The following is a 13,612-nucleotide window of genomic DNA, read 5'->3' on the forward strand; positions in this document are numbered from 1 at the left end:
TCAAGCTGACAGCTTAATTGTTAGGAAAAATCATGAAAAACAATCTATTTATTTATTCCAGCTTGTCAGCTGCCTTAGTGTTAGCTGGCTGCAGTGCTGATTTAGAACCAACCGATATTCAAGTCGAAGAGAAACTCGAGCCAAACGATGTGTTATTTCGTTCTGGAAAAGGTACTTTTAGCCGTGGCACTCGATTAGAAGTAAAAGGGGATGCCAATACACTTTCTCAAGTTTCTTACTACTACTTGGATGAAGGTTCGGATTCAACTAAAGGCCAAAATGCCGATAGTTTGGCGCAAACCATGACTTACCCTGTGACGGGCTTAAGCGTTGATAGCAAAACGGCAATCTCGATTAAATCCGTTTCGGAGATATCCGGTACCTGTTTTGACCCTGCGGTACTTAGCTATTTTGATTCTTATACTTCATGTCAGAATGAAGGCCAATATACCAATGCTGCTGACGAAGTGATTAGCGTGGTTGCGGACAGTACTGATGTGAGTGGTCAAAATCTATTTCAGTACGAGTTAAGAACCCATATACCACTTAACGAAACAAAAGAAATTGGTACTGCCCAAGCGTTAACCCAAGAAGACGGGTTACTCGATAACGGTACAGTTATCGTGCCGACCTTTAACCTTAGCGATCAAGATTGGAACAAACTTTATCGTGCGGTTATGAGCGTTGGAGGCTTAGATTATGAATTTATGGTACGCACCGGTTCTCGTAATCCTGTGGTTGATATAACTGAAGGTTTCTTAGAGCGAGATGTAAATAACTGGCGTCCTGGTCGCACGGTAACGCGTGACTTCCAAGGTCAAGTTTTTAATACTCGTGCCCCTGTGGTGATCGAAAAAGACAGTAAGGACTACTCGGTTAAGTATCAACTTGGCCTTGATGGTGATTTAATTGAATATACACAACCTTTCTATGTACGCGCGGGTAAAAATGTGTTCTTGCATATCACGACACCCGAAGGTTCGTTTGAACAAAGTTACACGACTAAGGTAACGATAGGTGAGGTGACGCCAGCGTTAGACGAGCATGGTGTACTTATCGAAGGCGACGATACTACAACAGATAACACGCATGTAGATACCTTGGTTATTAATAACCATGCTCAAGATTATGTGCCTGGACCAAGCACAGATATTCACTTTCCACCGCTGCGTTCAGCAACCGCTAACGACAGTGTGACCTTGCGTGCCACGACTTATATCAATATGGATCAGGCGGAGTTTAGCGAGCAAGCCGACATTGCAGTTACGGCTATTGTTTTACAGCAAACCAATGCGGCGGGTGAGCCAATAGGCGGTGTTGATCCTGTGACTATTCCGGCAGACCAGTTGGTCTATATGCCCGAAAAAAGTAAAACCGTTAGCGTTTCAGGGCGCGATATTGAGCTAAAAGCGTATGACTGGCAAACGCAAATGGATGTATCTGGTACGGCGTCTAACTATTATTTCACCGTGGTGGGTAAGTCAGATTTAGCTGGAATTAAACCGAGTGTATCTGAGCCTACATTTATTCATATTGAAAAAAACGCGACCTTAAGTCATTACCCCCAAAGCTCAGCCAATATCTATTTTAATCAGCTGACGGATATTACCGTTGATACGCGTAATGCTGCTAACCCAACTATTTTAATGTCGGATAACTCGACATTGGCCGGAAAGGGTAAAGCGATTATTTGGAAAGCACCGATGGACCTTAGTGCATCTGCCAGTTGTGCTGCATCAACAACTGAAGTGGTGCACGGTGTGCAAGTTAACCATGTTAAACCAGAAATTGGTGGTGTGTTTATTGGTCATTGGACTTGGCGTTTAGGTTATATCACAGATGATGAGTTGTCGGGCACCTTAACCGGTATGGATCCCCGTTTAAGTGTGGCTTGGCGTGCGCCACGTCGTCCGGCACATATGGCGTTTAGTCATACTGGGGATGTGTTGTATATGGCATCGCAATCGATCTGGAATTTTAATGTCGATTTTCAGCATTTTGTTGGTACTCAGGAATTTAAATTTGCCGTTGACGGTGAAGGTAAGTTTAGCTTTAACCGCAGCAATGGCGGTCAATACGTAAATAACAACAACCGCGGGCCATTCCGTGGTGCGTTAGCCAAAGAAACTAACAGCAACGAAGATGCAGGTGGTGAAGTGAATAATGGCTTCTCGTTAGACGCTTACACCATTGAAAAAACAGACGGCGATGGTAACTCATATTTGCAGGATTGGATCTTGTCTTTAGATGGGGTTGATAACGGTACAGGTGACGACGCTAATCGTGGTAACACAGGTGAAGTTTACTTGCGTAAAGTTGCGGTGCCTGCGGCGATGAAAGATATCTATCAAGTCGATGCTGAAAATAACCACACCATTATTTCTTTAGTTGATGAAAATAATATGCCGATTACGTTAGAGCGCGCCAATGCGATAGCGGTAGATGATAAGCGCGGATTTGCTTATATCTCAGTACCAGAGCAAGGCGGAGATTTAGATGCTGATGTGATCTGGAAAGTGGATTTACAAGATATTGAAGATCCACTAGTCACTACGTGGCAAGCGACTAAGTTAGCCAGTAATGAAGGCTTAGATAAAGAATCACCTATGTTAATGGGGCGGATTTCTTCGTTCGCAATGGAAGGTGGGCTCGACATGATTTTAGCAACGGACAAAGAGCAACGAGCAGTATGGGCAATAGACCCGATTTCGGGCGACCGTGTTTATCTGTTGAAGAGCTCGAATGTTGAGCCAGTTAATACGTGTAACTAAGGCGTAGTGCGCATTCAGTTAGCGCAAAGCGCTCAAATAAAGCTGAGTCTCGTAATTAATGCTAATAGCGGTGCCTTGTAAGGCACCGCGGAAACGTCCTCATTAGATAAGATTTTTGGAGTTTTTCGATGACAACTCATCAAACACAAATCAAATATGTCGCCGCGTTGATTTCAGCGGCATTGTTAGCGGGTTGTAGTGATGATAACCCTCAGCAGCCTAGCTATATGAAAGATAGCCAGCCTGAAAGTTTAAACGCGCAAAGTTTTGTACCACAGTTGGTTGCTGGGGAAGACAACTGGCATCAAGCCGATACAGTTTCAGCAGGTAAATTGTACAAATGGCAAGTGGCTGAACCTGTCAGTGGTTTAGATAAATTTGCTTCACATAAATTTAGTATTTCCTCTACCACAGGTTTAGATGGTAAAGCTGGTACGGGTGACGGCACTGTGCTAGTGCCACACCCTGACCGTTGTCCGGCAGATGACGATTACATGGTGGAGGAGTCAGTACCTTATGTGGTGGCCAAACTACTGGTATCGAACTCGGATACTAAACAAAGCGTATTAAATGGCGATTCACTTGATTTCGCTTTTGCTATACCCGAAAACCGTTATGGCATTGAGTACAATGCGACATTGGAATATGCAGGCCAGCAACACCAATTTAATCTAACCACGGCGGGTAAAAATGACGTAATACCGGACGAACTTAACTTTAAAGACAAGGTTTTTTATGACGAATCCGGCGTTGTTGAGGTTAAACGTACTGCTGATGGTGATGATAGTAATAGTTTTGTATTGACCGATGTTGCTGATGAGCAGATTTTGCGTTTTGAGTTGCAAGATGCGGTTGGCGGTATGGACGCTTTCCACAAAGTAGACTTTACCTTTACTGGTGATGATAATATGTTCACTTTTGACGGCCAGCAATTTATTGCGACGTTAGAAAAAAACCTAGAGTTTGAACAAGGCCAGTCATACAAGTCTGTGTGGCCAGTCGTTAGGCAAACAACCTCAGGTGGTAGTAGCAAAGCAATGTATAACGCTTGTGCGCAAGCGGATAACGACATTGAAGTTTATGTTGCTATTCCTGATAAAACGTTTGCCAAAACCTATAGTGCAAAAATTGAATGGCCTGACGGTAATGGCGGAGTGCACACCTACAACTTTAGTGTTACCACAGCGGCGGAAGACCTAAACGTTGATACCGACATTAATGTATTACGTCAGCAAGAATACGACTTAGCTGTAGATAGTGACTATATTGTTGACGTGCCAATTACCGGCATTAACAACAAGGTTATGGTATCAATATCAGGTGATGATTGGGTCAGCTTCTCGGTTAATGGCGGTGACTTTACTCAAGAGCCAACCGAGATTGACGAAGGCGATACCTTACAAGTTAAATACGATATCACCAGCTTTAAGCAATCAGCTGAGTACACAGCAGGTGATGAGTATTATCATGAGTTTAATCCAGTGCTAAGCATAGGTGATCAAACCTTTACTGGTTATGGTCGCACCATTGCCAATCCAGAATGGCCAGCATTACAAGCTAAAGTTGCCTTTCCTGCAGTCGCTTCGGCGACAATGGCGGACACAATAACTGTGCGCGGTTTATCACAGTTAGTGTTGCCTGACACTTTCACAGGCGATGCGCCAACTTGGACCGCTGATAATTTAACAATATCGGTTAATGGCAGTGATTTTGTTGCAGTTGATGCATTGGCCGCCAATGGTGATTGGACACATAGCGTTACTTTGGCTGATGGTGAAAACACGATAGTACTTCGCCCAAGTGCTCCAGCTGGGTTAGCAGAAAGCAGTCCGTATACCTTTAAAGTGACTAAGTTAGCTACAGCTGACGAAGCCTATCCAGCGAATTTGCCGCTGCCGACTCAGGACGATGATATTAACGCTAATGCAAGACAAGGATTTGGCTTGTTAGAAGATGTGGCGATTGATACTAAGCAGGGTACGCCAGTCTTTTATATCGTTGATCAAAATGATATGGACTTAGCTAACTTTTGGGATGATAAAAATAAACGTGATGACCAAATCTTTGTGTTTGATCCTACCAAGCCAGAACAGCTAAATCCATTGTTTGAAACCTTATTTACCGAAGCGGAATATATCTTTGATATCGCGCTAAATAACAATGCACAAGGCAATTACATCTTTACAGCCGAACATTGGGCTGGCGCTAAAACTTACGACATTAGCGCGACGCAGCCATTAGATGCCACAGCCCCAGTTAGCAAACTATCTGGCGGTACGGACACAGGTAAAAGCGTGCACGGCGCAGTGTTTTCAGTACAAAACGACAAGGTGTTTGTTAGTGGTAACGATGGTTTAGGTGTACATAGCTTTGACCCAACTACTGGTACTTTGGGCGCCATTGTTTATATCAACAATGTTAAACAAAGCAAAGCGATTGATAACTATGTTGCGGCCAATGGTGATGAGTACGTGATTATCTCTGCACGTAATAATGCCAATACTTGGGTAACTAAAATTAACCAAGCTGATATTGCGGCTTCAACCACCACGCAAATCACCTTTGCTCACCTTAACGGCACGGCATTTAATGGCAAGCTAGAAGATTTAACCATAGACGATAAAACCGCAACGGCTTATATCGCCGATGGCAACAAAATTTATCAGTTTAGCCTAGCCAATATCGACGCCTTAGTAGCAGGTACCGAGAATGCCGACATCAGTGAAGTGACGTTAACTCATTCATTAGGCAGCTTGGTGTCTTTGGTTAAAGAAAAAGACCTAGGCTATTTAGTGGCACTCGATGAAGGCGATAAAGCGCTATTAGCCATTGATCCTGTCACCAAAGAGACGGTGTATTTGATTAATAGCCAGTAGGTTGGTTAGCTGAAACAAGGTTAGTTATTTTGGGTTCGACGTTCGCTTAAAGTGCCTACTTTTGGTGCCTGTATGGATAGCAGGGACTTAGGGTTTGTCTGGAACAAAATCCTGCGCGTCGTAATTAAAGTCTTTGACGAAGCAGTAGCTTTGACCTACATGGATGTAGGGAATGCCGTTAAGCGTCTGGAACTGCGCACGGCGCCCTACAACATATTCAACTGATTATTTTTTTATAGAAGCAGCAATAGCGAAATATTGAAGCGGCCAATTGGGCCGCTTTATATGTTTAAGGGGGGTACTATTTCATATTAGCAGAGGTCTAAGATTGAAACTGTCTAATTAAAAATTACACCCTCATCCTGAGCGAAGTCGAAGGGTCGTGAGTATCTTAGATAAAATAAACTCTTCGTTTGATATTGACGTAAGGGTGATCTGTATTTAATGCTTTTTGACATGAAGCTCGTAGCCATTGCCAAGAATTTACTGATTGCTACCTGACTTAAAGTTCAATAGTTTATACTGCATATATAGAGTTAATAGAGCCTAGCTAGAGTCTTCAATGAGTCAAACCGAATACGTTTCACCAGAAAAATGTCCCTTGTGTAATCAAGCCAATTTTTGCGGTAATTTATCTAATGACGATAGTAAGCCGTGCTGGTGTATGGATGACAACATTTCATTTCCTGGCGAGCTATTGCAGCTAGTCCCATCAGAAGCGCAAGGAAAAGCCTGTATATGCAAAGCCTGTGCGCAAAAGTTTCAACAAGTAAAAGCACTTTAAGGTAAGGGCGGCTCGCGAAACTTCAGGTAACCAGCACACCCCAATTGTAGGGCGGGTTTTATACCCGCTAACACTTGGTAACTTATGCACTCTGTATTTGCAGGAGTAAATCCTGCCCTACGAAATATAGTTTTCGGAGCTTTACGTTAAATATCCGACAACCTGCAAACCCCAATTGTAGGGCGGGTTTTATACCCGCTAACACTTGGTAACTTATGCACTCTGTATTTGCAGGAGTAAATCCTGCCCTACGAAATATAGTTTTCGGAGCTTTACGTTAAATATCCGACAACCTGCAAACCCCAATTGTAGGGCGGGTTTAATACACGCTAACACTTGGTAACTTATGCACTCTGCACTTGCAGAGTGCATAAACCTTTACAAATAAGCCCGTTTGATTTGTTAAATTTTAAACAAACATGTTCATTAATTTTTATATTTGTATTATATTAATATTAAAGTAAGTGAAATGATAAACAGATTGATATTGTTCTGTTGTTCTGAACAGCCACAGAGCTGAGGTTATTCAAATAAAGGTCGCTTAATTGCCGTTTTTGTAAGAGTTAAATTTAATTTGTAACCAGGGCGATTTTATTTTTGTAAAGCGCAGTCACTTAGCCAAGTGAAGCAGGGTTTGATTACACAAGGCGATGAATCAGTAGGGCCGTTTTTCGGTGTGGTGTGATGTTTAGAACAACTAGCAATATCGGCCAATAAGAATCTAGATAAAACACATAACAACAAAACTCAGTGATAGGTATTACCGCACACACAAAATAAATTCGCGTGGTTCCTATCAATATTTAAAGGTAGCACATGAAAAATTTTTTCAATTATCGTGGCATGGCAAGTTTAGCTATGCTGGCTCTAACCGCGTGTGGTGGTGGCGGTTCTGATAGTTCTAATGAAAGTAAAAATCAAGCACCTACCATCGTCGTATCAAACCAAACGGTTAATGAAAACAGTCCTGTTGTTATTAACGCGACCGCCAGCGATAGTGACGGCACCATACAAAGCTATGATTGGCAGCAAATATCAGGTAAACAAATGTCTGTTAGTGGGGGTAATACCTCAACAATTCAATTTACGGCACCAGATATTGATGCGGATGAAAGTCTAGTATTTCGTTTAACGGTGACAGATGATGTGGGGGCTAGCAGTAGCCAACAAGTTAGTGTTTTGGTTAAAAAAGTCAATCAGGTTCCTACTGTGTCAGCAGGAGATGACCAGCACGGTGATGAAGGGCAGACCATACAATTGGTAGCAACTGGCAATGATAAAGACGGGACTGTTAGTTACCGTTGGAGTCAAGTTTCAGGAGATATAGGGCAATTTTCTGATCCTAATGCTGCTGAGCCGATGTTTACATTGCCAAATATTAATGTCGATACACAGCTAACTTTAATGGTTGAAGTGACAGATAACGACGGCGCAAAAGCAACGGATTTAATGACCGTTTTTGCACGCTGGGTTAATGCCGCACCTGTGGTCGATGCAGGAGCTGATCAGGATGCCATTTCAGGCAAACAAGTTACGTTAAGCGGAACCGTGACGGACCCTGAAAATGGGTTGCAAGCTGTGCAATGGCAGCAAACGAGTGGCCCTGCCGTGCAAATATTGGATCCCAAATCGAGCCAAACTGAATTTGTCGCCCCTTTAGTTACCGAAGAAACTTTACTTTCGTTCACATTAACGGCAACTGATATACAAGGTTTAACGACTAGCGATGTTATTACGGTTAACGTTAAAGCTTCTTTGGCGATAGCTGAGCCTGATCGAACGACGGATTTACAAATTTACACCTTTGGTGAGTTACCAAGCGAAGATTTATCAGACAAATTTGACGTGAGTATTGATGGTAAATCGTTAACCGTGTTGCAAACCATCCCACCGATTGCTGCTATGTCGCCAAAAATAAAGCCAGGTACAAAAGATGGCGCCGACTCATATCGTGACACTAATCGATCTTTTGCTTGGTCACAGTTTTCATTCGATGCAGCGGCAACATCAGTCGATGTCACTATTGAAAAGCTAGCTGATGCTGGCTCGGTAACCGATATTTTAGTGCGCCCAACTGCGTTGGCTGGTGTGGCTTATCAAATCATAGAAAAAGACCTAGCCGCTAAAACAATCAAAATCCGTGTATTGCAATCTAACCGTAAGTTATCGGTAGAGTTTAAAGATAATCGCTATGCACCGTTAAAAGATATTCCTTTGGATGCGTTACTGCTATTTGCTGATCGAACTGAGCGAGAAGATATTGCGCCAGTACCAGATAAAAGCGCAAACACGACTTATGTGGTTGAAAATGGCGATGTATTTGATCGGGAAGTAGCTAAAACGAAGCAGGTTGTTTATTTCGCTCCAGGAACGCATAACATTAGTTATTGGCAAGTGCCATCTAACGTAAAACAAGTCTATTTAGCTGGCGGTGCGTATGTGATGGGGGCGATTAATGCTGATCACAATGCTGGACCAAGCAAAGGCTACACCATATCGGGGCGAGGGGTTATTTCAGGTGAAAAATTTCCGTGGCGAGCGGATAAAACCAAATACTATGTGGGCAGCACATTACCACTATCAGAGCGTGTGTGCGTCAATAGTGATGGTTACTCTGATGGTTGTCCAAGAGAAGGCATCAAGCTGCTGGATGCAGAACAGGACGAGCTAACGGTGGAAGGCCTGACCTTGGTTAATGGCTCGTTTTATGTGTTCGGTGCTGAGGCAGATAGCAATAATTCATGGGCAAAAATCAGCAATATTAAAATGCTAGGTAACTGGCGTTATAACAATGATGGCTTTGACGTGGGCACAGGTACCGAGATGACGGACTGTTTTGTGTCGCCTATGGATGATGCTTTTAAAATTTATCACTCAAATGCGGTTATTAAAGATTGTGTTGTTTGGCAAATGGATAACGGCGGCATGTTTCAGTTTGGTTGGTTCCCTAAAACCGTTAAAAATGTGTTGATTGAAAATATTCATGTACTGCATACCGAATGGACAGGTTTAAATAAAAACCGTGGTTTAGCCAACCTGACAGAGCGTCCAGCCGGAGACTCACGAACGGGTAAAATTTCGGATATTACCTTACGTAATGTTTGGATGGAGGGGCCGACATCTCGTGTCATTTATTTAAGAAATGAGTTTTACCCTAACCAATCTTATGACAACTGGCTGTTTGAAAATATTCATGTCGATTACATGCCGACTTATAACGAGTTAGTCAGTATTAAGAACGAGAAGCTTAATGGCCAAACCATAGGTGGTAATGGGCAACTGCAAAGCTCACTATTATTAAATGCAATTGAAGATTTTAATAACGGTAATGGCAGTATCAAAAATATTCGCTTTAAAAATTTCAATATCAATGGTGCGTTAATAACAAACGACAATGCCAGCACTATAGGTTTATTTGATAAGTTGCAAACCGATAACACCAGTGACGTGAATTTCGAATAATTCGACTAAAATGATATTTAAAGCAAGCCTATTGAGGACTTCATATAAATGGAACCTTAATAGTTTTGCTTTTAATGATTAAGGTAATTTTATTCTGGCTCTCCATTGTCTTTCGCTTCACGTAATCTATCGCGGAATTTATTTTTAGCGAGTGCCTGCATATCTTCAACCGGATCGCGTTCGTCGACTATTTCACGGCCAATTAGGGTTTCGATTGCATCTTCTAAGGTGACCACCCCCTCTGTTTGACCGAATTCATCTTCAACTAAAAATAAATGGGCATTGCGCTTAATAAATAGGTCGAGCAATTTATGGACAGATAATTTATCTGAAACCCGAAAAATGGGTTTTATGTAGTTAGCAATGGGATCGTTGCCTTTACCATTTCGCTCTGCGTCAAATAGGTCAATACGAATGACTTTGCCAGTGACATTGTCTTTGTTATCCGCATATACGGGGATCCGGCTAAATTGTCCCGTATCTGGATTGTTGAGCGCTTCGGTCACTGTGGTGTTTTCATCTAGCATATGGACAACAGTGCGTGGGGTTAATATTTGGTCTGTGGTTTTATCGCGTAGTGTGAGTACATTGGAAAGATAAGCGTTTTCTTGTGAAAACAGGACGCCGTCTTTATGACTAAGTGAGGCTAATGCGATGATTTCATCGCGTGTAATTTCGTTGTCTGCGTTTTTGCTAAATAACTTGGTGATACCTGTAGAAACCCAAACTAATGGGTAAACTATTTTTACCAGAGCAGAAATAACAAATGCCGATGGAATCGCTAATCGCTGCCAAAAGGTCGCTCCTAGGGTTTTGGGAATGATCTCTGAACAATAAAGAATAACCAAGGTTAATAATACAGCAATTAAGGTTTCCCATTCATGACCAAATACTTGAACGGCTTGTGAACCAACACCCGCTGCGCCCATGGTGTGGGCAAAAGTGTTGAGTATTAAAATACTGGAAAGGGATTCATCCATGCTATTTTTGGTTTGCATCAATTGATTACCCGCACGCGGACTTTCGCTTTTCATTTTTTCAATATAGCTGGGGGTAACCGATAGCAATACAGCTTCAAGTATGGAGCATAAAAAAGACACGCCAATGGCTACGGCTAAGTAGATAAATAATAATGTCATGATGATTATATAATTCCGTTAATTAACCTGACTATTCTTAGCATTTGCGAGAGCTTAAGTAAACGCCTGATTTTTAGGGGCTTTGCTTTAGCCTAAAGAATGATATCTAAGCCCCTTCAAACGACATAATTATTCACTGACTGAATTGGCCTCTAAATCGCGTAATTCAGCTATATCGAAATTGTATTGTTGGTACTGAGGATCAATTTCATGAATAAAAGGGTTATCTAGCTCTATTATATGTCTTTGGCTAAGGCGCGTACGCTTAATACTTTCGCCGTAGTAGTTGAACCATAGTTGCTGAAATTTGCCAGATTCATACGCTAGCTTCAAGCCGCGCATAACACGCTGAGCATTAGCTATGTTGTCTTTTGCTGTAAAGTAAAAACGAGGCATGGGGTAGTGCAGTGCAATGTTTTGTTCGAGTACTAGTTTGGGGTACTTAGGTTTAAAATTTCGGTACTCGTGTAGCCATTCGTTAGCCCCTCTAAAAAAATATTCAGCGCGTTGACTGGCGATCATGGCAAACATGTTATCGTACTTAGATACGGTGAATACGTTAATTCCATTGTGTTTCAAAATTTGTGTATCTAGCCAACCTATACCTTGTACTGTGCGATGTCGTGATAATTGCACTAAATCATTAGGTGGTTTGAGATTATTGTTGTTAGCCACAAAGCTGACTCGATAACCGACAATGCCACGCTCAAGTGGAAACTCAACGGCATGCAGTTGTTTTAAGAGATCGTTGCGTGCTGAAAACTTAATAAAAAAGTTGTGGCCGTAAAATCCCTTAATTGCTAACACCTCTGTTCGCTTTAAATTGACGTGGGTTTGACCCGATTGGTCGGCTTGATGGGTCGGTTGTAATTTAAACGGGGTTGGGTGTTGGTCTTGGGTAAGGCTAAGCGCTAATTGTAATAGTTCAATTTCGTATTGATTGCGCTGGTCTTTGCTGTCCATTGCTGCCATATGAACAAATATTTCAGGTTGTTGCGCATAGGCAATTTGACTGGTTAAAGTTAGCAGCCAAACGAATAATACACCTACCTGTGTCAATTGTTTTACTGGTTTGCAAGGTTTGGTGCTATTGATCATTTATATCGCTTATTCTAAATTTTAAAAAATCCTTTTATTCAGTTAAATATTTTATCAATTTATTTAAAGTCACTGTTCCAGAGCACAGTGCGCGCTGGATCGAGTTATAGTTATTGTAGCGTATTTATCACTATTTAGTACTTTGCAAAATTGCGCAACTTCTGTGTAGAAACTGGCGCAGTTAGGTAACTGCGCCACATTTTACATAAATAATAGCCTAGCGGTTTTATTACTATGTTTTTACGCCAAACAGATATTGTTAAAACTGTTGCACCTCTTCTGGCCCTGGATATTTATACCTCTCATCAAGCACGTCAAAATATACATCCCCCTTTGTATCTAGTTTGGGTTCTATCGGTACTAACATAAAACCACTGCTCATTGGGGTGATGGCTTTGTCAGCTTGATTGGTTAGATGTTTGATTTGCTCGTGGCTATAGACATTGCCGTTTTTAAACGCCGTTACCCACCAATTACCTTGTTTGTCTTTGAAAGGTGTTCCATGACCCAAAAAACGCCCTAAAAATTTTCGGTCACTGTATGGGCCTTGCAGATTATCGGCTGTAGCATAATACATATTGTAGCTGCCATGGCGCATTTTATCAGTACTCCAACCCGTACCAAAAATGACATACTTGTCAAAAATTTTCACCATAGATAAGCCTTCATGACCTATCTTACGATTGGCTGGGTCTACTCTAAATGATGGTCCGGCGAATTGATCTAAACTGGGTTGCATTGGCGTAACTTCATACGCTTTACTGAGTAAATATACGCTGTTGTCATCATCGACAAAAAAAGTTGGATCGTGACGGTGGCCAAAACTAGAACCAGGGTAAGGTTCAGCATAAGGGCCCATTGGGTTGTCGGCAATTAATAAGTTGGCGCGTTTCACGCTAGTTGTATGAGTGATCACCCATTTGTTGTTTATGTAGTGGAGCTCCGGCGCCCACATCATGGGTTTACGTCCCAATGCTTTGCCGCGTTCGCTAAGTTCGTCTTTCCAACTTAAATTAGCAAATCTAAATGGCACGCCGAGTAACTGCCAGTCTAGTAAGTCTTTACTGCGCCAAATTTCAACCCCTTCAGTTAAATGATTATTGGGATCACCGCCTTCAATTCTGTCTAGGCGGGTGCCTGTATAATAGTAGTAATCATCAGGCCCGAGCATAATATAAGGATCACGTAAAAATAAGCCGTTAAAAAATTGTACGGCTTGTTTTCGTTCAGCCAATTGCTGTCGTTGCTCGGCAGAGGCTATAAATTGTTTGGGTACAATATTAGGGCCGGTAAGTGGCGGTGCCATTGTTGCTTGAATAGCTTTTTCTGTTGCCATTCCCGTACTAGCGGGTTTATTTGCGGAGGACGGGTTAGCAGTACTTGAATCAGCAGAGTTTGGTCCAGAAATATTGAGTTGACAGGCACTAAGCAGGCTCGTTATCAGGGCGACAGATAGTGTGGTTAATTTATTCATGCTTGGTT

Annotated in this window: 7 protein-coding genes; 4 read left to right on the forward strand and 3 right to left on the reverse strand. The window is 42.1% G+C overall.

Annotation, left to right across the window (positions count from 1 at the left end):
- Positions 1 to 32: 32 nt before the first annotated feature.
- The 4 genes from C2869_RS07690 to C2869_RS07705 all read left to right on the forward strand — a co-directional run bounded on the left by C2869_RS07690 (position 33) and on the right by C2869_RS07705 (position 9,893).
- Positions 33 to 2,771, forward strand: a complete 2,739-nt coding sequence (locus tag C2869_RS07690; RefSeq protein WP_108602391.1) for a hypothetical protein — start codon at positions 33 to 35, stop codon at positions 2,769 to 2,771.
- 128 nt (positions 2,772 to 2,899) lie between these two features.
- Positions 2,900 to 5,647, forward strand: coding sequence for a hypothetical protein (locus C2869_RS07695; RefSeq protein WP_108602392.1), 2,748 nt, complete (start codon positions 2,900 to 2,902; stop codon positions 5,645 to 5,647).
- A gap of 562 nt (positions 5,648 to 6,209) precedes the next feature.
- A complete protein-coding gene (locus tag C2869_RS07700; RefSeq protein ID WP_108602393.1) occupies positions 6,210 to 6,431 on the forward strand; it encodes a cysteine-rich CWC family protein in 222 nt (73 codons plus the stop codon).
- Between the two features lie 816 nt (positions 6,432 to 7,247).
- Entirely contained in the window at positions 7,248 to 9,893 is a 2,646-nt protein-coding gene (locus C2869_RS07705) for a PKD domain-containing protein (protein WP_108602394.1), read from the forward strand.
- Positions 9,894 to 9,982: 89 nt separating this feature from the next.
- Here C2869_RS07705 and C2869_RS07710 read toward each other — a convergent pair whose 3' ends face one another.
- From C2869_RS07710 to C2869_RS07720, 3 genes are all read right to left on the reverse strand, one after another.
- Positions 9,983 to 11,032 carry a CNNM domain-containing protein gene (locus tag C2869_RS07710; RefSeq protein WP_108602395.1) on the reverse strand — a complete coding sequence of 350 codons (1,050 nt, stop codon included), beginning with the start codon at positions 11,030 to 11,032 and terminating at the stop codon, positions 9,983 to 9,985.
- 129 nt (positions 11,033 to 11,161) lie between these two features.
- A complete protein-coding gene (locus C2869_RS07715) occupies positions 11,162 to 12,130 on the reverse strand; it encodes a hypothetical protein (protein ID WP_108602396.1) in 969 nt (322 codons plus the stop codon).
- A 259-nt stretch (positions 12,131 to 12,389) separates the two neighbouring features.
- On the reverse strand, positions 12,390 to 13,604 hold the full coding sequence (locus tag C2869_RS07720; RefSeq protein WP_108602397.1) for a family 43 glycosylhydrolase: 1,215 nt from the start codon (positions 13,602 to 13,604) through the stop codon (positions 12,390 to 12,392).
- Between the last annotated feature and the right edge of the window lie 8 nt (positions 13,605 to 13,612).

Origin of the sequence: Saccharobesus litoralis (assembly GCF_003063625.1) — a bacterium.
In the GTDB taxonomy this organism is placed as follows: domain Bacteria; phylum Pseudomonadota; class Gammaproteobacteria; order Enterobacterales; family Alteromonadaceae; genus Saccharobesus; species Saccharobesus litoralis.